A 25,075-nucleotide genomic window follows, 5' to 3' on the forward strand; every position below is an offset into this window, starting at 1 on the left:
TTTCCGAGAAAATTAATTCTTTAATGCATAAACTTTGCCTGATTGCGAAAAAACATACGTACCATACTCATTTGTGACAACGTGTATCTTCTTGCTTTCATTCATTAACTTTTCGCTCCACGTCACATTTCCGTCAAAATCTATTAATAATATTTCTCCTTGTAGATTTGCACCGTATATGTGCTGTTTGTCGTGAGCAATAACAAGATTCGATTGTATATTTACATTTTTTTTCCAATTGCTCGCACCACTTTGGCGGTCAATACTGTAAATAAGACCCTTTTCGCTACTTATATATAGGTTTTTTCCCCAAACAATAGGCGAAAAATTGATTTTTTCATCAAGAAATTTATGCCAAACTTTGTCGCGTTTTTCCATATTAAAACAATAGACATATCCTTCTTGTGTGGTGATATAGACAAATTCTCCTCTACTTACAGGTGTAGCAACAGCTTTACCTAGTAATTTTTGAGACCACTTTACTGAACCACTAAAGATATCAAGACTAACAAGGGTACCCCTCAAAGTTACAAATAAAACTTCAGACTTATGAATTATTGGTTGGGAATATACAGCGCTGTCCAGTTTTTTAGTCCAAACTTTTTTACCTGAATAGCGATTAAGACAATAGATGTCACCTTTGTTTGTAGCAAAGAAAACATTTTTTTCATCGACAACAGGAGTATTCTGAATAAAATAATTTGCTTTGAAGCGCCACGTCTCTTTGCCTCTTTTCAAATCGATATTGTATAAATAATAATCGTTGCTTCCGAAATATAAATTATTATTGAATATCTTAGCTCCTCCAATGATATCTCCGAATCCTTTTCGAGTAGAAAATGACCACCTTACTCGTCCACTTTTTTGAGACAAAGCTAAAATATGTCCACGGCTATCAGTAACAAGGATTTTATTTTGATGAACTAGAGGCATTGAAGAAATGCGTATTTTAAATTTTTGTTTCCACAGTTTAGCCTTTTTTAACTTTATATCATAAGAAGCGTTGAGCCAATTAAGTGTTACCGATTGCTCACTAAACGCATTGTGCGTTAAAACAATTTGAGCTTCTTCGTCAGGCATTTCGTAAAAGCAAGGAGTGACAAAAGGTGTGCCTTTTATTTTAGCCCCTGGTGGAGTAGAGGTAATATATAATGCTAGCTTAACATTTTCGGCAGCGGTTGTTTTTGAAAGTCTAAGGTTTTGTAATAAATCCCATGTTTTTCCATATGCTTCTTTTATTTCTAAACGCTTACGTAGTTCTAAAACTTCACCCCATATCAATGAAGCTTCGCGCTCCCATTTCTCTATGCGATTTTTTGCATTTTCAACTTGTTGTAGTGTATCAGTAACAAAAAAGATATCCTTTTCTAGCAATTCCTTTGTTTTTATTTCTTGTAGCAGTTTTTCTGTTTGTTTATAGTTGGTGTAAGCCAGTTGAATATTACCTTGTTTTTCTCTTTTTTGTGCACTTTCGAATTCTTTTTTAATTCGGGATGACAATATAGATACTTCATCTTTTTCTATACGCGAAATGGCTTCCTGAGCTTCTTTTTTATATTCGTTTATTTTTGTGAGTTTTTGCCACGCAGCAAGTGCTTTATCAACATTTCCTGCTTGTTCCTCTTTTATTGCTTGGCTACGTAAAGATTTAAATCCTTCTTTGTACTTATCTTGTTCTGCGTTCTCTATTAAAGATTCCATTTCTTTAATTTTGAGATTAATTTTTACACTTAAACTTTGCCATTTAGGTGAAGAGTACTCCCACTGATACTCTTTTAACTTGGCTCGTGCTTTTTCGAACAAACCAAGATCTGCGAAATTTTTTATTTCATTTAAGCGTTCGACTATCTTCTCAAACTGAAGATTCTTTAGTGTTTGTTCTTTTCTTTTTAATAAAGCAAAGTATTGGTTAATTTTTGATATGTTGTTTTGAGCATCATCAACTACAGAACTCCAAGAGTAGTCATTAATAATTTCTTGGCTAAATTCTAAAGATTTCGGGTATTTTTTTAATTCAAAAAAAGCAGTTGCCGAATTATAAAGAGAGCGAGCAGATAATTCATAAAATATGGCATAGGAAATACCAATAACAATAATGACAATCACAGTCAACATAGAATAAACAAAATTACGTTTTTGTTCCCACACTAAGCTTTTTTGCATTTGCTGAACACTTTTTTGCAAATCACTATCTTCCATGGGAACTGTCGCTATTTTTTGTAACAAATCGGGGTGATCTCTATTTGTTAATCGTCTAAGTTTTTGGTATGTATTGAACGCTTCTTCGCCATTTTGACTTTCGATATATAAATTCAAAGTATAGGTTTGAAAATCTACATTTGATGTATCACGAAATTCTTCGCAAATAGAGATTGCTTGTCCTATTTCGCCATTGTTTTTATGAATATCGGCAAGTTCCATGGACGCAATAGTTACTTTTTCATGGCTTTCTTTTTCTTTAAGCAGAGTAATTTTTTCTTTATAAGCTTCTAATAGTTGGGGATTTAAATGAATAGCACTATCTATATACTTTGATTTTTTATCAAGATCTTCTACTATACGGCTTAACTCTAAATACCAAGTGGCTGCTTGTTCTTGATTGCTAATATTTTCATAAGCTTTTGCAATGTTAATTATCACTTGTTGATCGTCAGGGTTTAGTGCCAAAGCCTTTTTTAATAAATTGATTTGTAGCTGCACTTTTCCTTTAAACTGCGCTTGCTCTGCTTTTGTGATAAAATGTTCATATTCTGCAGGTTGGATAAGGTCTTGTAAGAGCATCAGTGAAAAAAGTCGACAAACTGCTATCACCGGTGAATTTGTAATTCTAATAATATCGCGAACATCATGAGTTCCATCAATTAATTTACGAATTTCTTTAAACTCATCTTCTAACTTGTCATCGCCCCAGTTTTCGCCATCTTTGACAACAAAAACTAAATCGAGAGATGGTATTTTTTCGCGTATTTTTTTCCACTCTTCTAGTTGCTCTGCTATTCGAAATAATAAGCTTTGGACGTCAAATGAAAAAGAAACTTGCTGTAGTGAACCCACGATGTTTTCGTCTGGTGCACCGTCAGTAAAGGAAAAACGCGCTTTTTCCCAAAAGAAAATATCACATATCTCTTCTTCCATATGTTCATATATAAAGTCTTCTATTTCTTCTTCGGCGACAAGACCTTGTTCTATCAGAACGACCTCTAAATTTTTTGCTGTTTGGTGTTGTTCGTTTATAGCGTTTTCTAGTTCCCAATCTTGCAATTTTCCCTCTTGAACTAGTTTCTCACCTAACAAATTCATTTGCCGATCACCAACAAGGGTAACACCATTATCGCGAAAATGAATTATCTTTTTATTCTTATCATCAAAAACAACAAGAGTACCCTCTTTATTGATTTTACATAAAGTATTAAGAATGTCAGCAAATGAAACACTGTCTAAACTTCCTTCAAAACCCATAATAATTACCTTAATACAGTAAATGAATATGTAAAACTAACTTGACTAAGTGCAGATATTAAGTTTAACTTAGAAATGTAACACAAAATCTTTAGGTCAAATAATAAATTTTCAGCACAAACCTTAAGTGAATTTCCCAAACCGAGTGCTTATTTTTGTAATGGATTGTACAATGGCAAGTATTTTTTACCCCAAACCTGTTAAGTTATTTGTAGGTTGTATTTTTTCTGATGAAATAGCTTTTTGTAATGCCTGTTCTCGTTTAGAGAATCACTATGGAACTATTGATACTCGTAGTGATATTTGGAGTTTTTCACACACAAATTACTATGAAAAAGATATGGGAAAAAATTTACATAAATGCTTCATAACTTTTAAAGATTTAATTTTACCAGACGTAATAAAAGATATTAAAGTTTTTTCTAACGACTTGGAGCGGTTGCTGCAACAAAAAACTATGCGCTCTGTCAATCTTGACCCTGGTTACCTTGATTGCGCAAAAGTAATACTTGCAACAACAAAAGACTACACTCACCGTGTTTATTTAGGGTCAGGTATCTACGCAGAAGTCGAATTGTTTTATCATAAAGGAACTTACAAGGCTTGGCCATGGACCTATCCCGACTATCAATCGGAACATTATATTCAGTTTTTTTTAGATGTACGCCGCATATATAGAAAACAACTTGCGCAAATTGATGGTTAATATGCTTAAAAAATAAGCCTGCAAATGCCTTAGTTTGTAACTACTTCATTACGTCCACGCTCTTTTCCTTTGTAAAGCGCATCGTCAGCTTTTTTTATACACACATCGATATTTTCTTCGTTCTTATGCGTTGTCGCTCCTGCAGTGATTGTTATTGATAATTTTTTATCTTGATATAAGTACGTTTGTGAGGCTATTTTATCTTTTATTTTTTCAGCAACGATTCTACAACCATCAATATTTGTTTCAGGCAATAAAATAATGAATTCTTCTCCACCCCAACGTGCGATAAGATCCTGTTTACGTATGCAACTTTTCATTGTACCTGTGAGAGATTTCAATACGAAGTCACCGCAACTATGCCCATGTAAATCATTGAACGATTTAAAATGGTCGACATCGATAAGAATAATACTTAACGGTTTGTTAGAGCGAATACTACGTACTCTTTCGATTTCCATCTGCTCTAAAAAATGCCTGCGATTAGACAATTTAGTCAACGGATCAGTTCGCGCAAGCTCTTCCATTTTTTTGGCCATTTGTTCCAGTTGTTGGTATTGTTTTTCGCGTATACTTAATTCTTGCGTACGTAATTTTACAATTTCTTCGTTTTTTTGATGTTTATCCAGAACGACTTTCAAGTAAGCAAAAATAATAAAAGTGAAACACAAACTAATTAACATCACCACAAATGAATTACTTTTTAGATGAATATTTTTAAATTCATTTGTTGCATATATTACAATTTGCCATTTTCGTTGAGCAACAAAAATAATTTGTTTATATGTATTCCAAGTATCAGCGTAATCGAAAACTTCTTGATATAAAAACTTGCGTTTCTTGTTTGTTCTATCAAAAATAGAAAACCAAAGTCCTCTAGTGCTTCCATCGGCATGTTTTAATGCTGCTCGAAAAATTTTTTCAACATCAAATACTCCAGCCACAAAACCAAGTAATTCCTGTTGTTGTTTTTCAGAATTATCGACTGTGCGAAAAACAGGAACAAAAACCATAAAACCTTTTTGTTTTTCTCTTCCTTGAATGAGAATAATTGGATTTGTTCCGATCATTTCGTTTTTTTGTATTGATTGAAGCAACGTCTTTTTTCGCCTAGGATTAGAGGCTAGATCAAAACCCAATGCCATTTCATTGTCATACAAAGGAGCTGTGTAATAGACAGGGAAATAAACATCGCGGTTTTTTACTGGAATCATTACTCCTTGTTCTCTCTCTGTAAAAACAAAATTAGTAACTCCTTCTTCTTTTGCTAACTTTTCATAACGCGGTCGCTCATCCTTCTTTATTTTTGGTATCCAATCTAACGCCTGAATACTTGAACGCCCTTTGAGAACCGAACTAGTATATGCAAGAAACATATCTCGCGAAACATTCGGAGACGCAGAAAAAAATGCGCGTAAACCTGTCAGCACTTCAAAATTACGAACCATTTCTCTTTTAAACGAGTTTATCCTTGAATCACTGCGTTTTTGAAATTCGAGTTGTAAATTTTCATACTCAACAGCTTCTACGAAATAGTAGCTACTAATAGAGAAAAATATTCCCACTAAAAAGATGATAAATAATCCTATATACTTGAATAACCATCGCTGTGATGACAAAATAATATATTCTCCAAATTAGAGAAACTAACAATAATACTTGTAAATGGTTATTTATTATTTTCTGTTAGAACTAGATTTAAGTTTGCCATTTCTATAGCAGCAACAGCTGATTCAAATCCTTTGTTCCCTGCCTTTGTTCCTGCTCTTTCAATAGCTTGTTCTATACTGTCGGTGGTCAATACACCAAAGATTACAGGAGTATCGTGACTAAGTGATGCTGAAGCAATGCCTTTTGCTGTTTCTGAAGCCACATAATCAAAATGGGGTGTAGCTCCACGAATTAAAGTGCCTAAGCAAATAACAGCGTTATAATTGTTGCTGTTTACAAATTTTTTAGCCACAAAAGGAATCTCGAAAGCTCCTGGTACCCAGGCAACATCAACTTCTTTGTCCGAAACACCATGACGATATAAAGCGTCTTCAGCGCCAGATAGTAGTTTCTCTGTAATGAAATTGTTGAAACGAGAGACAACAATTGCTATTTTTAAACCTTGTCCTGTCAATTTTCCTGCAAAAACTCTCGCCATATTATTTCCTTTCTCTTCTATATTCAATTAATTCTGCAATAGTAAATATCTTTAAATTGTGCTTGTCTGCAAATTTTTGCAGTTCAGGTAAACGCGCCATTGTTCCATCACTAGCCATAATTTCGCAAATAACTCCTGCTGGAAACAACCCTGCTAGTTGAGCAAAGTCAACAGCAGCTTCTGTATGTCCTGCACGCGCGAGCACTCCATCCGAATGAGCGCGAAGCGGAAACATATGACCAGGCATTAGTAAGTCTTGAGGTTTTGTTTGCGGCGCAATAAGCGTATGAATTGTTTTTGAGCGATCAAAACTCGAAATTCCGGTAGTTGTGTCATGTTTTGCGTCTACCGAAATAGTAAAAGCTGTACCAAATTTATCTTTATTGTCTTTATCGCTAATCATCATAGGAATTTGTAATTCTTCAATCCGCTCTTTTGTAAGAGCGATGCATATTAATCCTTTACCATGTGTAGCCATGAAATTAATTGCATCAGGTGTTACTTTTTCTGCGGGAATAATTAAGTCGCCCTCATTCTCTCTATTTTCATCATCAACAACAATAATCATTCGCCCATTTTTAATCTCTTGAATTGCTTGATCAATAGAATGCATATGAAATTTTTGCTCACTTGCCACAGACACCATGACTTCATCCTTATATAAATCCATTTTTATTTAGAAATTCTTTGCTGATATTTGATTGAGTACGTTTTCCCGTAAAGCTTTCGATATACTTTGCAAGTATGTCCACTTCAATATTAACAACTGTACCATAAGAATAGTTTTTCGCAACCGTATTAGCAAAAGTATGAGGAATAAAAGATACGCTGAATTGATTTTTATGAGGATGAATTGCTGTCAAGCTCATACCATCTATGGCGATATAACCTTTTTCTACAATGTAGCGCATCATGAAATTGTCCAATGTAAATGTTACGAGATAAGCAATGCCTTCTTTTTTTATACAAAAAACTTTTGCTGTAGTGTCAACATGTCCTTGAACAAAGTGTCCTCCTATACGATCTCCTACGCATAAACTTCTTTCTAAATTTACAATGCTTCCAGTACCTAAAGATCCAAGGTTACTTCGGCGTATAGTTTCAGGAGCAACATCAACGGTAAAGTTGTTTTTGGTAAATTTAGTTACTGTTAAACAGACTCCGTTTACAGCAATGCTATCCCCTATTTGCGTTTTCTCCAAAGCCGTTTTTGCAGAAATTTCAAATGTTGCGGAGTTCACCTTGCTTACAATTCCCAATTCTTCGACAATACCACTAAACATTTTTTTCTCTTTTACAATAGCCGCTGATTATTATGTCTGTTGTTAGTTTTTCCATACACAGATTTTCAAGTGCTAACGCTTCAGATATACGATTTACTCCGTTTCCAGAAACCGGAGTAGGAGCTTCCTCACCTCCAATAATCATAGGAGCTATAAACGCTAATACCTTGTTTACGCGATTTTGCATAAAAAAGCTAGACAAGACACTACCGCCACCTTCAACGAGCACAGAGGTGATTTCTCGCTCTCCGAGTTCTTTTAGTAGAGATGTTAAGCAAACACCATTTTCATTCTCTGGCAGTACAATTATTTCAACATTACTCGAAGTATGTTTTTTCTTCGTCGTCGCAAGTATTGTTGTTCCAGGTAATTCATCACTAAATATTTTTGAATCCCAAGCAAGGCCACTACGAGAATCAAGTACAACTCGAATAGGGTGTTTTACTTGCTCATTTTTCAAGCGCGTAGTGAGAAGAGGATTATCTTTTTTTACGGTATTTGCTCCCACAAGAATAGCGTCCACTTCATTTCTTATTTTATGACTTAGAAGTCGTGATTCAGAAGAACTTATCCATCTTGAATGACCTGTTTTTGTTGCTATTTTCCCATCTAAACTCATCGCAAATTTGGCAATAACAAAAGGAGTTTTATACTTGATCCAGTGGCAAAATATTTCGTTAAGTTTTTGTGCTTCTAACTCGCATTCACCAACAACAGTCTTAATTTTAGCCGCTTCTAGAATACGTTTGCCTTTTCCTTGAACTAAAGGGTTAGGGTCCAACATCGCCATGTGAACTTCGTCAATACCAGCATTTATAATAGCATCTGTACATGGAGGAGTTTTTCCGTAGTGGCAACAAGGCTCAAGATTAACGAATAGAGTTGCACCTCGCGCTTTGTCTTGTGCTTGCTCTATAGCAATAATTTCTGCGTGATATTCTCCTGCGCGAGAGTGAAACCCTTCTCCAACAATAATACCGTTGCGAACAATTACTGCTCCTACCATGGGATTTGGGCTTGTGCGTCCTTTTGATTTTTTAGCGAGTTCTAAGGCGCGCAACATAAACTTTGACATATGGAAAACTACCTTTACTACTTTCATTTGTTTCTAAGTAACCGCCAAAGATAACTACTTTTGCCAAGTTACTTAGTACCCTGTAAAATACTAGGTTCAGGATGCTACTCTACTCTAATCTAATGTTTGACGTATAACATAAAGTAAATCTGATACACTATACGGTTTTTTGAGTAATTTTTGATGGTTTTTGTCTATGAATCGCGTTTGTAGTTTTTGATCAGCATACCCAGTCGTTAGTATTACTGGTAAGTTGTGCTTTTTTTGCATCAGATATTCTGTCAACTCTACGCCATTTTTTTTAGGAAGAACGACATCACTGAAAACCAAATCAAACGTACAGTTTTTTTCAAGAAATACATCTATTGCTTCTTCAGCACTATGGGCTTTAAATACTTTATAACCATTTCGTTGTAATATTTTACTTGTGAATCTGCACACTTGAACATCATCTTCCACAAGTAATATTTTTTCTCCTTGTCCTTGATAAAGTTCTTTTGGAGTTTCTGAATCTTTTTCTTCGTGGCAATAAACTGTTTTGCAAAAAGGTAGAAAAACAGTAATATTTGTTCCACGTTTTGTTGAACTTTCTAAATGAATCCAACCATTATGTTGTTTGACAATACCATAAACAACGGAAAGGCCCAACCCTGAGTTTTCGTTAAGTTTTGTTGTAAAAAATGGTTCGAAAACATAAGGGAGATGTTCTTTTTCTATTCCACATCCATCATCACAAACTGCTATAGACACAAAATCACCAAAAACTGCATCAACCATAAATTCTGAAACACGAGGATTGATATGAACTTTATCTATAGTAATCGTTAATTTTCCACCGTTAGGTATAGAGTCACAAGCATTTAGCACTAGATTCATAATTACTTGTTCAATCTGCCCAGGGTCTACCTCAACAAAAGCATCATCAAGACTGAAATCAATTTTAAGTTGAATATCTTCGCGAATCATGCGACTTAAAAATTTACGCATTTTTTGCAGCATGCTGTTGACATCCACTATTTCTGAGTGAAGCACTTGCTTTCGACTAAAAGCAAGTAATTGTCTTGGTAAAGTCGTTGCTTGTTGCGCTACTTGTTTGATTTCTTGTGCTAATTCATATACCGATGGATCATCAGCTGTTTCTTCCATAATAAGATCACTATAACCCAATATAACAGTTAGCAAATTGTTAAAATCATGAGCAATTCCACCAGCAAGCCTACCAATCGCTTCTAATTTTTGAGTATGTAGAAGCTGAGTATGTATTCGCTGTTTTTCTCGACTTGTTTTCTCATGCTGTTGTACTTCGCTTTGCAACTGCAAGTTAATTTTTTGCAATTTAGCATGTGCTTTATGAAGTTCTTTTTCCCATATGTTTCTTTTAATTATATGCCAAAAAAGCAGAGAAATTAAAACAAGCATAACCAGAAATATATATACAATAATATTCACTAAGTGCACCTATTTCAAAACAAGCCCTGTAGGAAGCGAGTCGCCAAAGTAATGCTTTTGTAATTTTTCATTGAGTACTGTAATTGTTTCGACTGATAAACATAGCTCTGCTACCTTTACTGAGTCATCATGATTTTGCAGCTCTTCAATTACACGTTGACGTAGAGTGTCGTTTATATCGATAGCACGATCTCCAGATTTTCGTGCTAACTGCGCTAAAGAAGATAGACGATGAAAATCATCGTTCTTAATCGCGAGAAGTGTTTCTATCCATGGAGTAATTTGTTCTTTATCTAAAGGATTTTGGTTATAAAAAAGAATACGAGCACCTAGCCTCCCTAGAGCCCAGTATAAGTATTCTGTATTTTGTTCTTTTGAAAGCAGCCGTATTACCTCATCTCCTAGTTGCTGTTTTACTTTTACTGATAAATTTTCAAAACTAGAAGCTGTACGCCACATTTCAATCTTTTCTGCAGCTTTAACATGCTTGCGGTTATTTTTTTTCATTTTCCACTTGGTAGATTCCCCAAGCAAATGTTCACCAAATGATCTTAGTATGTTTAGTTGCTGATCTCCGCGTAAACTGGCAGCAATGCGCCTACATAAAATCCAATACTCCATCCAACTTTGTATATTTCGCGGAAAGTGAACGCGATTTTCCAGTATAGGAAACAGTTTCTTTACACGCCAATCATCTCCAGGAAAACCAATACCTGGTCGTAAACAAAATCCGATAAGATGTAGCCAGCGTTCTTCGTGATTTTCACTACGATTTTTTTGCGCGGCGAATAAGATCAGAATATCCCACACTTTACGATTTAATTGTAAATCCCAAGCGTCTTTTTTGCAACCAAGTATTTTTTCGATATCGTTTTTTAATGTTCGAGGAGGATGATCTTCATAAAAAACACCGTGAATAATCTCTTTTACTTTTTGCTCAGGGAATACAATTTTCTTTTTGGAAGATACTTGTTTCGGATTTTTTTGTTTTTGAGTTTCTGTCATTTGAAATTGTAAACGCCATATGCGCTCAGAATCTTTGGCAACTAAGCGTATCTCTAAAAGCCCTATTTCATTCATTTGAACTTGTAAAGTAACTGGTATCTGATGATTTTTAGCTGTTTTTCCCACCTTGATCACAGTTTGTACAGATGGTAAAGGTAACATATCATCTTCAATATTAACAATTTCACCTAACTCATCATTTTTTCTCTCGTTGCTCGAATAAATCTTAAACGAAACAGGTTGCTTTGCTATGACTTCAAGCGCATGTTGATTGATTTCAAAAAATTGCTGTTGGCGTGAAGCGAAAGGTAAAATACACAGCCCTTTTTTTTGCCCTTTGTGTTTCTTTATCTCCAGGTAATATGATCTAGGTATACCTCCACCAATTTGTATCCCTTCTCCACGTTGTACAAGATGAAAATAACTTGCACCTATTGCTACAGCTAAATCCAATTTATTGTTTGTTAAAACAATGGGTTTCCAAGTCGATGAATCAGTAGAGAACCACTGTTGTAACTGTTTAGATATGTGATCGCGAATTGCTTTTGGTGTAAGAACACCACCATTGAAGAGCACTAAATCTGGTTTTGTACCTTGTGGAAGATGCGTTTGTAAAAAATCTCGTAAATGTTTGGTAACGCGCGGATCTGTTTCATAAGGAAGCCCCCATTGTTTTAAGCCAGGTTGAACAGAAGACGAAGGACTTTCCCACTTCAAAAAAGGAAAAAATTGTTCCACGATAACTTTATTTAATAGCGAGTGGTCTATATGAAATTTTTTAGAACCTTTAATGAGAGAACTTCCTCCTCCCATAATATTTATATTTAAGCTCTTTTCTTCATTACCGCTTGTCCACAAATGTTCTTTTGCATGGCGCGCCGAAGACACTAGTTCCAAGAACTGATTATTGGATAACTTGCTTTTTTCTAAACTATGAGCAAGTGCTAAATCCATGTTGTCACCACCAAGAAGCAGATGTTTACCAACAGCAATGCGTTTAAAATTAACATTGTCATTTTGTCTTTTTAATTCAATTAAACTGAAATCTGTCGTTCCTCCTCCGATATCACAAACGAGTGCAAGCATATTATCTTCTACTTTTTTTGGCCATTTAAGCTGATAGAAGTAAATCCACGAATAAAAGGCAGCCATCGGCTCTTCAAGTAAGCTAACATTCATAAAACCTGCTTGAGTTGCTGCTTCTAGAGTTAATTCTCTTGCGTCTTGATCAAAAGCTGCAGGTACGGTGAGTATAATTTGTTGTTTTTCTAAATACTCGTTTGGATTTTTTGCAGTGTATTCATTCCAAGCCTTTTTAATAAATATCAAATAGCGTGCAGAAGCTTCAACAGGAGAAATTTTTTGTGGGTTTTTTGATCCCCACGGTAGAATAGCACTGCGGCGATCAACATGAGAATGACACAACCATGATTTTGCAGAATGAACTATATTGTTAGGTATTTTTTGCTTCTTAGCAAATTCTCCAACAACAAAATTCGGTTTGTCTTCCCAAGGCATTGTAATAGGTAAAGCATCGTGTTCTGATAAATTATAATGGAAAGAAGGCAGTGTTTTGCGCGCCTCGATAGTATTCGTGGATACTACTTGCGGTATCTCAAATATCTTGACCTTATGTTGTGAACGCTTACGCTTACGGTCTATATAAGCAACACTACAATTTGTTGTTCCAAGATCTATTCCTACGAGATAAGGTGTTTCCTGCATGTTCATTTTCCAATCGTAAATCTAAGTAACCTGATAAATATAGCCTAGGGGATGTCCCATTCTGGTGAATATGAGTAGAGGTACGCCCTAATAATACCTTGAAAATAATTTGATTGCAAAAGCCATTTATTGTTTGCCCAAATATAGTGGATGGATTACAATACTAAAAATTTTCGACAAAATCAAAAGGAGTTTATATGAAAAGGTTGTTAAACGCTTTTCGTTGTTTTTTTCGCGCACTTACAGATGGAAATTTTCCTAATCAGCAAAAACAAGACCCCTTAAAAGATGCAAAACTTTTACTTGCTTTTCTGCAAGAAGAAGGCCGGCTAGTTGACTTTTTACAAGAAGATATTTCTGAATTTGATGACGAACAAATTGGAGCAGCTGCTCGCGAAGTCCACGAAAAAACTCGCAAAGCACTAAATAAAATATTCACTATCGAATCTGTTACCCAACAATCAGAAGGCGAATCGATAAAAATAGTTGAAAATTTTGAAAAAAATGCCATACAATTAGTAGGTAATGTCGCAGGAGCTCCACCTTACACAGGAACAGTACAGCATCATGGATGGAGAATAGTTGAGAGTAAAAAACTTCCTGCACAAGAAGATTCATCGGTAATTGCAAAAGCAGAAATAGAAATATAGGGACTTCCTAATATAAAGGCGTTAGATATGGATGGAAACTACATAATTGGCATAGATTTAGGAACAACAAACTCTGTCGTGGCTTACAAAAAAAAGGGCAGCGATTCTCCCATCGAATTGTTTGAAATTTTACAGCTAACAAAAGAAGGACATACTGAAGAACGAAAATCACTGCCATCTTTTCTTTATATTCCTGGAGAACACGACCTAAACAAAAAACAAATTGCCTTACCTTGGAATAAGAGCATGAATTATTGTTGTGGAGAGTTAGCACGCAAACAAGGAAATAAAGTTCCAGGACGTATGATTAGTTCTGCAAAGTCGTGGCTTTCTCATCAACAAGTGAATCGCGAAGAAAAACTACTTCCTTTTCAAGGAGACAGTGAATTAGAAAAGATTTCTCCCGTTGAAGCTTCGACAAGGTACCTACTACATATAAAAGAGAGCTGGAACCATCAATTCCGTAAAGAAAAAAAAGCGGCATTTAGCGACCAAGATATTTATTTAACAGTACCTGCCTCTTTTGACGCTGTTGCTAGAGAATTGACTGTGAAAGCTGCCAAGGCCGCAGGAATAGAAGTTACACTACTTGAAGAACCGCAATCCGCATTTTATGCTTGGTTATACCAGCAAGGTGAAAGTTGGCGAAATAAATTGCAAGTTGGCGATATTGTTTTAGTCGTTGATATTGGAGGAGGAACAAGCGATTTCTGCCTTGTTTCTGTAGAAGAGCGAGATGGAAATCTCGAATTAAATCGCGTTGCTGTTGGTAACCATATTTTACTGGGTGGTGACAATATTGATTTAGCTCTTGCACATTTGGTAAGCTCTAAACTTCCAAAGGCTAAACTTGATCCGTGGCAGTCCTTATCGCTGTGGTATAGTTGTTGTGAAGCCAAGGAAAAATTATTCAGTGACCCTTCATTAGCTAAAACTAACGTAGCTATCTTAGGGCGTAGTAGCAGTTTGATTGGCGGAACTCTGAAAGCAAAATTAACAAAAGAAGAGTTAGAAAATATAGCTAAAAATGGATTTTTTCCCGAAGTTGATATCAATAATTTAGCCATACAAAAACATAAAGTAGGTTTGATGCAAATGGGACTCCCGTATGCTACAGAACCGGCAATAACAAAACATATTGCCAATTTTCTAAAACAAAATTCAATAAACGAGGAACTTCTTTGTCCTACAGCTGTCTTATTTAATGGCGGAGTGTTCAAGGCCGATATTTTACAGGAACAAGTGGTTTCGGTAATCAACTCTTGGCTTCCAGATTCAAATTTAAAAAAACTGCAAAGCAAAGATTTAGACACATCTGTTGCAATTGGTGCTGTTTATTACGGTGCAGCCAAATATGGTGAAGGAATTAGGATACGTGGAGGAGTAGGACGCTCCTATTATTTAGGAATAGAATCGGCAATGCCTGCTATTCCAGGTGTTCCTGCTCCATTAAGGGCTCTGTGTGTTATTCCAAACGGTATGGAAGAAGGCAGCGAAAGTGATGTTCCAGGAACAGAACTAGGACTAGTTGTTGGTGAACCAGTAGAATTTCCTTTCTTTAGTTCAAACACTCGTAAACAAGACGAAATAGGAAATGATATTGAAAGTGTTGACGAATTAGAAAGTAGCTCTCCTTTAGAAACAATTCTTGATGTCAAAGACGGAGTAAACAAAGGAGATATGGTACCTGTAAAACTACACAGTAAGGTTACAGAAGTAGGAACGCTAGAAATTTCATGCCGTACGACAGATAACAAGCACAATTGGGATTTACAATTTAATGTTCGAAAACTCGATCAATAACCATGCGAAAACTCGTATATAAGTTTTAAGGAATGCACTATGCAGAAAATAATATTGATATTGGTATTGTTGTTTTCATGCATTTTATTAAATGCAGAGGAAATGCCAGATTTTGAAGTAAAGGACATAAACGGTCAAATATACAAAAGCACAGACCACAAATCAGCAAAAATTATCTTATTTTTTGACGAAGCAGAAACTATAAGCAGCCCTCTTTTATACTCGCTGAAACTACTAAAAACAAATTACCCTAATATAGAATTTATCTGTTTACTGTCTTCTCTTGAATTTGAACCAGATCTAACTATTATAAATGAATTAACAAATACACTATCACTTAATATTCCCATTTATATTGATGAAGAGCGCAATTTATTAAATGAAATTGGTTATGAGAAAGTACCTGTTACACTTGTAGTCGACAATCAAAATAACATTATAAGTAAAATAACATCCACAAATGATTACTATGGTGTTTTAAAAATAAACCTACAACTACTGCGTGGCGAAATAAATAGTGAACAAGCAATTCTCAAAAGCAGTATTCTTACAAAGACCATTACCATTCCAGAAAATATTTACGACGATGTTTTTGAAGTTGATGATCCAAATAAAATAACTGATAACACCGAAGAATCAGATTCTGAGGTCAACGAAGAACCGTTTATTGACGACACCAACGACACTGAAAATTTTGAAGATCGTTCAGGTAACGATTTAAATAATGATGGTACATCTAACCTAGATTCTAATGTGAACATGGAGTCTGGCAATATGGAGTCCGGTCACATGGAGTCCGCTAACATAGAGTCTGGTAACATAGAGTCTGGCAACATGGAATCTGAGTCTGACACCAATGAGTCCGCTAACATGGAGTCTGGCAACATGGAATCTGAGTCTGGTACCAATGAGTCTGGTAACATGGAATCTGAGTCTGGCACCAATGAGTCCGCTAACATGGAGTCTGACACCAATGAGTCCGCTAACATGGAGTCTGGCAACATGGAATCTGAGTCTGGCACCAATGAGTCTGGCACCAATGAGTCCGCTAACATGGAGTCTGACACCAATGAGTCCGCTAACATGGAGTCTGGCAATATGGAATCTGAGTCTGGCACCAATGAGTCTGAGTCTGGCACCAATGAGTCTGCCAATGAGTCTGGCACCAATGAGTCTGGCACCAATGAGTCTGAGTCTGGCACCAATGAGTCTGGCACCAAAACTAATATAATAAATACGATTACAGATACAAAGTTAATTACTACAGAACATAGTCCTGAAGATACTGTTTTTATTGGTACAGTGAATTTTTGCAGTAGGTTACTGTTAGTATTTGTTTGGTTTTGGGGAGTATTGTATTGTTTAGCAAAAGTTAAGTTATACAAAAGAATGCTTATTGGCGCTCTTGCATGTTTGGGATTTGGAGTGTGGACTGCTCTTTATACTCTCGTAGGTATACCTCAAGAAGTTTTAGTACTTCATAGTTCTTTCTCGCAATGGCAAAATTATGCACATGTAGCTTTTAACCATATGGGACAGTATACAAAATTGATTCATTTTGCTTTAGTTACTCTTGTCGTTACAGCTATTTCAGGTCGTTTTAAGAATGAGGAAATTTAAAAATGAGTGTAAAGATTACCTTTATCGGAACAGGAGATGCAACAAATTCTGGTGGGCGCGCGCAACAATCTATTTTGCTAAGTACAGACAATTTCAAATTATTAGTGGATTGTGGTGCGAATACACTTATGCGTTTTCAACAGATGCAATTAAATCCAAATGATGTAGATGCTATACTTTTCACTCATTTTCATGCAGATCACTTCATGGGAACAGCGCATTTTGATCTTTCATTATTATTTGATTTTCCACGAAAAAGAGATATGCTTTATATTGGCCCTGTGGGTTTAAATGATAGGTGTGAGAAGCTTTTTCAACTGAGTTATCCAAACCTATATTCGAAGAAAGAGTATAATCATTTTGCAAGAAAAATTACCGAGTACGAACCTAATCAAAAGTATGTAATTGATAACAATAAAGTAATTGTAGAGACATTTCCTATGGAGCACGCGCCTGAGTCTCTTGGGTATCGTATTTTTATGGGAGGTAAGTATGTTGCAATTACAGGTGATACACAGTGGCATGAAGGCATTATAGATCTTGCGAAAGGAAGTGACTGTTTAATTTGTGAAAGCTTTCACTACAATAAACCAGAGCCAAGAATAGGACACTGTTCTTATCAAGAAATCAAAGAAAATCGTGATCGCATCGATAGCAATAAAATTATACTTGTACACGGACACAAGGAAGTTATTGCTAATGCAGAAAATTTAGATATCGCTTTGGCTAATGATGGTGATATTGTTGAGCTTGAATAAAGGACAGTAATCGTGGTGCTTTAATCGAAGAAGATTATCGCTCCACGACCTTCTTGAGAGGAATAGTACTTAACAAAAATATTGATAGTATACTTTGGCTATCGCCTGCTCCATTTCTTGGGCATTACCAAAACGCTTTTCTTTCTCTTTTTCTAAAGCTTTTAAACAAATTTCATCGAGCTCTTGTGGAATATTTTCTTGTAGTGTACTTGGTTTAACGGGATCCTCTTGTAATACTTTCCATAACACTTCGTGAATTTTGGTTCCTTTAACTTCAAATGGTGGTTTTCCTGTAATCATTTCATAAAGAATAGCACCTGCCGAATAAATGTCAGTTTGAACATCTATTCCACCTCTTTTTACGTCAATTTGCTCAGGAGCCATATAACAAGGTGTTCCTACAATTTCATTGTCCTTAGTTAATTTTTCGTTTTCTGCTACCTTTGCGAGGCCAAAGTCCATAATATGCGGCTCACCTTGGTCATCAATGATAATATTTGATGGTTTTAAATCGCGATGAACTACACCACATTTATGAGCGGTAAATAGAGCATTGGCAATCTTCTGCGCTATGGTTACCGCGATGTTAGGCGTAACTTCTCCACCATCTATGTAGTGATCTAAAGTATACCCTTCAATGTATTCCATTACAAAATAATGTAAAGGAGTGCTTCCCATATCATAAACAGTAATAATGTTTGGGTGTTTAATTTGAGCGATAGCGCGCGCTTCTTGTTGTAATCGTTTGATCAAGCGTTCACTAGTTTCGCGGATACTTTTAACTGCAACATAACGTTCTAATCTTGTGTCATACGCTTTGTAAACTATTCCCATGCCTCCCTGGCCTAGCTCATCTTCAATTTTATAGTGAAAAAAATCTTCCCCTATCTTTATTCCTGCACTCGTACTCAAGCCGTCCATGGTAACGCACTTTTCAACACTTTCCTTTACTTGTTTATACGACAAGTGAGTATTAATTCGCGCCATGGCAATTACGAAATCGACGGGCTTTGTTATGTAATCGTTAGCTCCATTTTCTAAGGCCCAAGCAATGTCCTCACTTTGGTATCTTGCACTTACCATAACAACTGGTAATTCTGTCATCGAAAATTTTTGACGAATTTCTTGTAAAGCCTCAATCCCATTCATTCCTGGCATATTTATATCTAAGAGGATAAGATCAAAATTGTGTTTATTTACAAGTTCAACAGCCTCTAAACCACTTGCAGCTGTTAATACCGAAAATTTTTTGCGTTTTAATCTACGCGATAGCATGTCGCGATTCATCTCATTGTCGTCTACAACGAGAATATTCGCTCCTTCCGCTTTTTTCACTATTAATCCTCTTTCGTAAGAAAAATATTTATTTTTGACAGAAGTCTTTTTAAATCGACCGGTTTTGTATCGTATTCATCGCAACCTGCTTGTAGTGTTTTTTCGCGATCACCAACCATAGCGTGAGCTGTAAGTGCAATAATCGGTATATTTTGAGTTTGCGGATTTTGTTTGATACGTCTTGTCGCTTCCCAACCATCAATTTTAGGAAGACTCATATCCATTAAAATTAAATCTGGTCCTTGTGACTGTGCTTTGTCAATAGCCTGTTCTCCATCTACGGCAAGAATAATCTCAAATCCCTTTCTTTTTAACCTACGCATTAACATGTCGTAATTTAGTTCATTATCTTCAACTAAAAGAATTTTAAACATAGTGGTTTCCTAGAACTACATCATAGCAAAATAGAAATAAAATCTTGACCGTAAAGTATTATACTGTAACGCTTTAACTATTTATTTTTTAAATATTATGAAGATGATTTTATTAGCGTGCTGATCTTCTTCATTAAATCGTCACTGCTCAACTCACTTTTTTCTATTATTTTCTGAACGCTTCCACTTAACTTTTCACGATCTTCTTTAGTAATATTTTTTGCTGAGACCACTACAACAGGTATATTTTGCCACTGTGAATCTGTACGTAACTTAACTAAAAATTCAAAGCCATCCATTTGTGGCATTAGCAAATCAAGAAGTATTAAATCGGGAACATTTTTCTCAATTTTCTGCAAAGCACTTTGCCCATTTTCGGCAACTATCGCTGTGTATCCTTGTTTTTCTAAAGAACGCATCATCATTTCTTGCATATCTTGATCGTCTTCGACAATTAAAATAGACGGAGTTTCATTGTCTTTATATTTTTGCAACACAGTCGCTAAATGGTCAAGGTCTAATGGTTTTGTTAAATACTCGGCTGCCCCTAATTCAAATCCCATAGATTTTTTGTCGACCATAGAAATCATAATAACTGGAATATTAGCTAAAAGCGGATTTTCTTTTAATTTTTTTAGTACTTCCCAACCATCAATATTGGGCATCATTACATCAAGAAAGATAGTTTGAGGATTAACGGAAGCGGCCATCTCTAAACCTTCTTTTCCGTTCATTGCGATTTCGAGATTATAACCTTCTTTATTAGCAAAACGCTGCATAACATCATGAATAGTAATATCATCGTCTATTACTAAAATTGTTCCTGGTTTATCGAGAACTCGTATTTTTTTGTGAGTAAGAGGTTTACTCTCAATGCCTATATTTTCTACTACTTCTTCATTGTCTTCGACCTCTAATGGTAGTTCAACACTAAAAACAGAGCCTTTTCCTTCTACGCTTTTAACATTGATTTCTCCGCCCATCATTTCGCAGAATTTTTTAGAAATAGTTAACCCTAAACCTGTCCCACCATACTTGCGTGTGGTTGATGAATCGGCTTGAGAAAAAGGCTCAAAAAGTCTATCCGTTTGTTCTGGATTTAAACCTATTCCAGTATCGCTAATGATAAAAAATACGCGATCGCTTGTTAGTGAGGTTTTTAAAGTAATAGTACCTTCATCGGTAAACTTAGCAGCATTGCTGAGCAAATTAAGCAAAACTTGCCTTACTTTAACTAAGTCTGCGCGCATTTCACCTAAATTATCAGGGTACTCAGTTTCTAAGCGATTAGAGTTCTTCAGTGCTAATGGTTCTGCAGTCACAAGTATTTCGCCAAGCATCTCGTTAATATTAAATTTTTCAAGATGCAACTCCATTTTCCCAGCTTCAATTTTTGATAGATCGAGAATACCATTGATAAGTGATAATAAATGTTTACCAGCAAATTTGATTTTGTTCAAATCCGATGCAAAATCTTCTTCGCCCATCTCTTCTGCATCTTCTAATAAAAGTTCACTGTAACCAATAATCGCATTAAGAGGTGTTCGTAATTCATGACTCATGTTTGCTAGGAACACGCTTTTATGTTTATTACTCTCTTGCAATTGCTTGTTTTTTAAGTCGAGTATTTTTTGCTGAGTGATAATCTCGCTGTTTTGTTTTTGTAATTCACGGCGTTGTTGTTCTGTTTTTTCCAAAAGCTTGCGCATTTCTAAACGCGAAAGAGCGGTATTAAAATAAATGGCTATATTTTCCGAAGCATCATCAAGGAATTCCATTTGTTGAATCGTAAACTTTTGGGCACTTCCTATGATAAAAAGCCCTTTTACATCATCTTCATGTAGAAGAGGTAAAAATAAAATATTTTCGACGCGAATTTCTCCAATGCCTACATTAATAGTTAGAGTATCGCCAGCGTTGTCAAGAATAAGACGCTTTTTTTCTTTTACTGCTTGCCCTGGTAAACCTTCACCCCATTTGAACTTTTCTGTCAAATAACTTTGCCCTTTTCCAGCAAAAGAACCAACTAGCTTGAATATATTGTCCCGATCTTTTAAATAAAGAGCCGCCACTTGCGAATTCAAATATGGAACTAAATAGCTCAATATATTCTTGGCCATTACCGGAATTTCTTGTTCGCCGCGCATCTTATCATTGAGTTCTGTCACTCCTGTTTTCATCCAGTTACTCTGTTGAAGAGCTTCCTTATTGCTTTGTAATTCTTGCTCTCTTTTCTCAGCTTGAGATTGTATATCTTGATTTGCTCTTTCTAAATCTACTCTTTTGGAAACGATGCGTAGTATTTCTTTTTTTCCTGCAATAGAATAAGCAATAAAAAATATTGCAACTAAAATGATCCACCCACCACTACTAACAATACTTCCTTCATTTCCTAGAACACCAAGACTATTTCCTGTATATACATAGTACCAAGTAATATGGTGGGTAATTATAAAGACGTAAAACAGAACAAATATATTTACGTTGCGGTATAATGCAAGAATAGATAAAGAGATGATAATCTGTGAATATAAAGCGACAGAAAAATCTCCTTGAGAAAAATAAGCCATGATAATACATAAACAAGCTTGAGCTATACTAAGTGTATAACAAGCAAAAGACGAATATTTTATTGTTGTAAAAATAGAGAACAGAGATAGCACTCCTGCACAACCAACGCACGTTAAAAAATAGTTGTATTGTGCGACATCCATAGATCCTATAGAAAAAAGTTTAAAAGAAAGTAAGACACCTACAAACCACTGTAATACTATCCAACCGCTTAGGAAGTAATTTGCTTGGGCAATAGTTTGCTGTTGGTGCTCTTCAAAAAACTCTTCAATTGAATCAGAATTCGTTGTTGATGTACTTGTATTTAACACGGAATAACCTTTCCTACATTTGCTGCAAGAACATTTTTAAATTGCCTAGAGCCTGTCTCTGTTTAGGTTTTTGTAAAATTCGAACTATTTTAGACAATAGCAAGGTCCTTTGAAAGCACAATAATATTGTTATGTGCTTGAAAAGTAACAAAGCCAGTGTTTAAAATACACAAATCATGAAAAATATAAATAGAGATACTCTCTAGTAAAATTGACAAGCTAAAATAACGCAAAATATACTTCAGCTAACAACAGGGCGGCAATATTTATCTCATGTTGTATAAAACCTTAAATATTGATACACCCAGACATTTTGTGTTGAAATTTGACAGATGGATTGTAACGAAAAAACAGTGGATAATCCAATGATTTCTACGGTAGAAAGAATGAAAACTTATGACAGATATTGATAAGCAGCTACAATTTATTATTGAAATTGACAAAGTGAAAAATATTTTTCGACGCAATTATATTGCAGATGGTTCTCGAAATGAAAACGTTGCCGAACACTCATGGCATTTAGCAGCAATGGCCATTATTTTAGAGCCGCACGTTGAAAAAGTAAATATCCTAAAAGTAATAAAAATGGTCATTATTCACGACATCGTAGAAATAGATGCGGGAGATACATATATTCATGATAAAGAAGGCTTAAAAGATAAAAAGCAGCGCGAAGAACAAGCCGCAAAACGTATATTTTCGATGTTACCAGAAGACCAAGGCAAAGAACTTCGCGATTTATGGCACGAATTTGAAACTGGAGAGAGCAATAACGCTCAGTTTGCAAATGTCTTAGATCGATTACATCCTTTTTTAATGCACATAGAATCAAAAGGAAAAGCCTGGATTGAAAACAATATATCTGTAAAACAAGTTTATGAAGTGATGTCTTCTGTAGAAAAATTTCCTCGTTTATGGGAATACTTGACTCAAAAAATTTCTATAGCTTGCGAGAAAGGCTGGCTACAAAATGACGAAAAAATATAAATCAAGTGCTTTTATCTTTCGTAGAGATTTGCGTTTAGGAGATAATAATGCTCTTAATCGTGCAATTGAAGAGTCGCAACAAGTCACACTATGCTTTATTTTTGACCCGAAACAAGTAAAAGACAATGCGTTTAAAGGCGACTATATTTTACAATTTATGCTAGAATCTCTTAGAGATTTACAACAACAAATAGAAAAGCAACAAGGTTCTCTATACTTTTTTTACGATACACCTGAGAATATTATCGATTACTTAGCTGAGAAAAGCTGCGATGCTATTTTTTGTAACCGTGATTATACGCCATTTAGTAGAAAACGCGATGCAAAAATAAAAAGCAAATGTAAAAAAAATGATATTGATTTTTGTCAATTACCAGATGCACTGCTCACTGAGCCAGAACACGTATTTAATCTAAGTGGTAAACCCTATAAAGTATTTAGTGCTTTTATGAAAAAAGCGCGTCTTATAAAAGTAAGTCATCCGCAGTACTATAAAAAAGCAAAATTTAATACGCAAAATTTAAGCAAAAGTGTATCTTTAAAATCTATTTACGATCAAATACTTCAAACAAGCAATAAAAATTTGTATGTTCCTGGTGGTCGTACTTATGCACTAAAGAAGCTAAAAAAAATGAAACAATATACTAATTACAAACAACAACGAGATTATCCATCTATTCATGGCACAACTGGACTTTCTGCCCACAATAAATTTGGCACTATTTCGGTTCGCGAATTCTATCATACTGTAGCAAAAGATTTGGGAGAAACTCACACTATTATTTCAGAGTTGTACTGGCGAGATTTTTTTACGCACATAGCTTATCATTTTCCCAATGTTTTTCAGGAGTGCTTTCATAAAAAATATGAAGCATTAAAGTGGCTAAACAACAAAAAACACTTTCATTTATGGTGTAAAGGTAAAACCGGATACCCCATTGTCGATGCAGGTATGCGTGAGCTAAACACTACTGGATATATGCATAACCGCGTACGCATGATTGTCGCTTCTTTCTTGACAAAACATTTACACATAGATTGGCGGTGGGGAGAAAAATATTTTGCACAAAAACTTATTGACTATGATCCTTGTGTAAATAATGGCAACTGGCAATGGGCGGCGTCAACTGGCTGCGATGCTCAACCGTATTTTCGCATTTTTAATCCGTGGCTCCAACAAAAAAAATTCGATGCCGATGTTGAATATATAAAAAAGTGGGTCCCTGAACTTCGCGACACATCAGCAAAAGATATTCATAATTGGTTTAAGGAAAAATACGAGGAAATAGAAATTTCATATCCAAGACCAATTGTTGACCACACTACTGAATCTAAAAAGGCCAAAACAATGTTCTCTAGTTTAAAGGAACAATAATGTTCATTATATTTTTGGACATAGATGGTGTATTAACAACTGTAAACAGTGAATACGATGAGCAAGGAATTGTCTTCGACCCGTCCGCCATAGCTTGGCTAAATAAATTATTTGCAAAAATTGATTGCAAAATAGTGGTTTCTTCTGCTTGGCGCGAGTCTTACAGGCTTGACGAGTTGCGTCGCGAATTGCGTAATTTAAATGTAGAAATAGACTCCACAACTCCTGTCCTTAGCCACCGAGGTATTGAAATTCAAACGTGGTTAACCGAAAATAAACATAGTAATTGTTATCTCGTAATCGATGATAATATTAAAGAAATAGAACAATGTATACCGAAAAAAAATATAATATACGTAGAAAATGGGTTTGAGGAGCGCGGTTTTTCAAAAATCCATTACCAAATGGCGTTAGACAAAATTAGCTAATTAAGGAATCTT

Annotated in this window: 19 protein-coding genes; 8 read left to right on the top strand and 11 right to left on the bottom strand. The window is 35.4% G+C overall.

The window, feature by feature from the left end; all coding sequences use genetic code 11:
* Positions 1-12: 12 nt before the first annotated feature.
* Positions 13-3,459: a PQQ-binding-like beta-propeller repeat protein gene (locus UABHE_RS08660; RefSeq protein WP_372369850.1), complete on the bottom strand. Its 3,447-nt coding sequence runs from the start codon at positions 3,457-3,459 to the stop codon at positions 13-15.
* Positions 3,460-3,631: 172 nt separating this feature from the next.
* On the opposite strand from UABHE_RS08660, the gene UABHE_RS08665 reads away from it, so the two are divergent.
* Positions 3,632-4,165 carry a DUF4416 family protein gene (locus tag UABHE_RS08665; RefSeq protein ID WP_372369851.1) on the top strand — a complete coding sequence of 178 codons (534 nt, stop codon included), beginning with the start codon at positions 3,632-3,634 and terminating at the stop codon, positions 4,163-4,165.
* A gap of 29 nt (positions 4,166-4,194) precedes the next feature.
* Here the strand turns inward: UABHE_RS08665 and UABHE_RS08670 are convergent, their stop codons facing one another.
* From UABHE_RS08670 to UABHE_RS08700, 7 genes are all read right to left on the bottom strand, one after another.
* A complete protein-coding gene (locus UABHE_RS08670; protein WP_372369852.1) occupies positions 4,195-5,784 on the bottom strand; it encodes a diguanylate cyclase in 1,590 nt (529 codons plus the stop codon).
* Between the two features lie 50 nt (positions 5,785-5,834).
* Positions 5,835-6,314 (bottom strand): 6,7-dimethyl-8-ribityllumazine synthase, encoded by a 480-nt coding sequence (gene ribE, locus UABHE_RS08675; RefSeq protein WP_372369853.1) that lies wholly within the window; start codon positions 6,312-6,314, stop codon positions 5,835-5,837.
* A gap of 1 nt (position 6,315) precedes the next feature.
* Positions 6,316-6,984, bottom strand: a complete 669-nt coding sequence (gene ribB, locus UABHE_RS08680; protein ID WP_372369854.1) for a 3,4-dihydroxy-2-butanone-4-phosphate synthase — start codon at positions 6,982-6,984, stop codon at positions 6,316-6,318.
* On the bottom strand, positions 6,971-7,597 hold the full coding sequence (locus tag UABHE_RS08685; RefSeq protein ID WP_372369855.1) for a riboflavin synthase: 627 nt from the start codon (positions 7,595-7,597) through the stop codon (positions 6,971-6,973). Before UABHE_RS08685 ends, ribB begins: the two co-directional genes overlap by 14 nt.
* Entirely contained in the window at positions 7,590-8,672 is a 1,083-nt protein-coding gene (gene ribD / locus UABHE_RS08690) for a bifunctional diaminohydroxyphosphoribosylaminopyrimidine deaminase/5-amino-6-(5-phosphoribosylamino)uracil reductase RibD (protein ID WP_372369856.1), read from the bottom strand. The genes UABHE_RS08685 and ribD overlap by 8 nt, the downstream gene beginning before the upstream one ends.
* 114 nt (positions 8,673-8,786) lie before the next feature.
* Positions 8,787-10,121 (bottom strand): ATP-binding protein, encoded by a 1,335-nt coding sequence (locus UABHE_RS08695; protein ID WP_372369857.1) that lies wholly within the window; start codon positions 10,119-10,121, stop codon positions 8,787-8,789.
* 9 nt (positions 10,122-10,130) lie between these two features.
* The gene (locus UABHE_RS08700) at positions 10,131-12,851 is read right to left on the bottom strand and encodes an Hsp70 family protein (RefSeq protein WP_372369858.1); all 2,721 of its coding nucleotides are present in this window, start codon (positions 12,849-12,851) and stop codon (positions 10,131-10,133) included.
* A gap of 197 nt (positions 12,852-13,048) precedes the next feature.
* Between UABHE_RS08700 and UABHE_RS08705 the strand changes: the two genes are divergently transcribed.
* From UABHE_RS08705 to UABHE_RS08720, 4 genes are read left to right on the top strand one after another with little or no spacing between them, the layout of a single operon-like run.
* Positions 13,049-13,501, top strand: a complete 453-nt coding sequence (locus UABHE_RS08705) for a DUF2760 domain-containing protein (protein ID WP_372369859.1) — start codon at positions 13,049-13,051, stop codon at positions 13,499-13,501.
* Between the two features lie 27 nt (positions 13,502-13,528).
* The gene (locus tag UABHE_RS08710) at positions 13,529-15,304 is read left to right on the top strand and encodes an Hsp70 family protein (RefSeq protein ID WP_372369860.1); all 1,776 of its coding nucleotides are present in this window, start codon (positions 13,529-13,531) and stop codon (positions 15,302-15,304) included.
* 39 nt (positions 15,305-15,343) lie between these two features.
* The gene (locus tag UABHE_RS08715; RefSeq protein WP_372369861.1) at positions 15,344-16,924 is read left to right on the top strand and encodes a hypothetical protein; all 1,581 of its coding nucleotides are present in this window, start codon (positions 15,344-15,346) and stop codon (positions 16,922-16,924) included.
* A gap of 2 nt (positions 16,925-16,926) precedes the next feature.
* A complete protein-coding gene (locus UABHE_RS08720; protein WP_372369862.1) occupies positions 16,927-17,682 on the top strand; it encodes an MBL fold metallo-hydrolase in 756 nt (251 codons plus the stop codon).
* A 69-nt stretch (positions 17,683-17,751) separates the two neighbouring features.
* Here UABHE_RS08720 and UABHE_RS08725 read toward each other — a convergent pair whose 3' ends face one another.
* The 3 genes from UABHE_RS08725 to UABHE_RS08735 form a co-directional block, all read right to left on the bottom strand.
* Complete coding sequence (locus UABHE_RS08725; RefSeq protein WP_372369863.1) at positions 17,752-19,017, bottom strand: protein kinase; 1,266 nt, start codon at positions 19,015-19,017, stop codon at positions 17,752-17,754.
* A gap of 2 nt (positions 19,018-19,019) precedes the next feature.
* A complete protein-coding gene (locus UABHE_RS08730) occupies positions 19,020-19,391 on the bottom strand; it encodes a response regulator (protein ID WP_372369864.1) in 372 nt (123 codons plus the stop codon).
* Positions 19,392-19,486: 95 nt separating this feature from the next.
* Positions 19,487-22,273, bottom strand: a complete 2,787-nt coding sequence (locus UABHE_RS08735; protein WP_372369865.1) for a response regulator — start codon at positions 22,271-22,273, stop codon at positions 19,487-19,489.
* A gap of 396 nt (positions 22,274-22,669) precedes the next feature.
* Between UABHE_RS08735 and UABHE_RS08740 the strand changes: the two genes are divergently transcribed.
* The 3 genes from UABHE_RS08740 to UABHE_RS08750 are packed head-to-tail and all read left to right on the top strand — an operon-like array spanning position 22,670 to position 25,063.
* Positions 22,670-23,260: an HD domain-containing protein gene (locus UABHE_RS08740; RefSeq protein ID WP_372369866.1), complete on the top strand. Its 591-nt coding sequence runs from the start codon at positions 22,670-22,672 to the stop codon at positions 23,258-23,260.
* Positions 23,244-24,635: a deoxyribodipyrimidine photo-lyase gene (locus tag UABHE_RS08745; RefSeq protein WP_372369867.1), complete on the top strand. Its 1,392-nt coding sequence runs from the start codon at positions 23,244-23,246 to the stop codon at positions 24,633-24,635. The genes UABHE_RS08740 and UABHE_RS08745 overlap by 17 nt, the downstream gene beginning before the upstream one ends.
* Positions 24,635-25,063, top strand: a complete 429-nt coding sequence (locus UABHE_RS08750) for an HAD domain-containing protein (protein ID WP_372369868.1) — start codon at positions 24,635-24,637, stop codon at positions 25,061-25,063. The genes UABHE_RS08745 and UABHE_RS08750 overlap by 1 nt, the downstream gene beginning before the upstream one ends.
* Positions 25,064-25,075 lie beyond the last annotated feature (12 nt).

Source organism: Candidatus Uabimicrobium helgolandensis (genome assembly GCF_041508025.1).
Lineage (GTDB): Bacteria > Planctomycetota > Uabimicrobiia > Uabimicrobiales > Uabimicrobiaceae > Uabimicrobium > Uabimicrobium helgolandensis.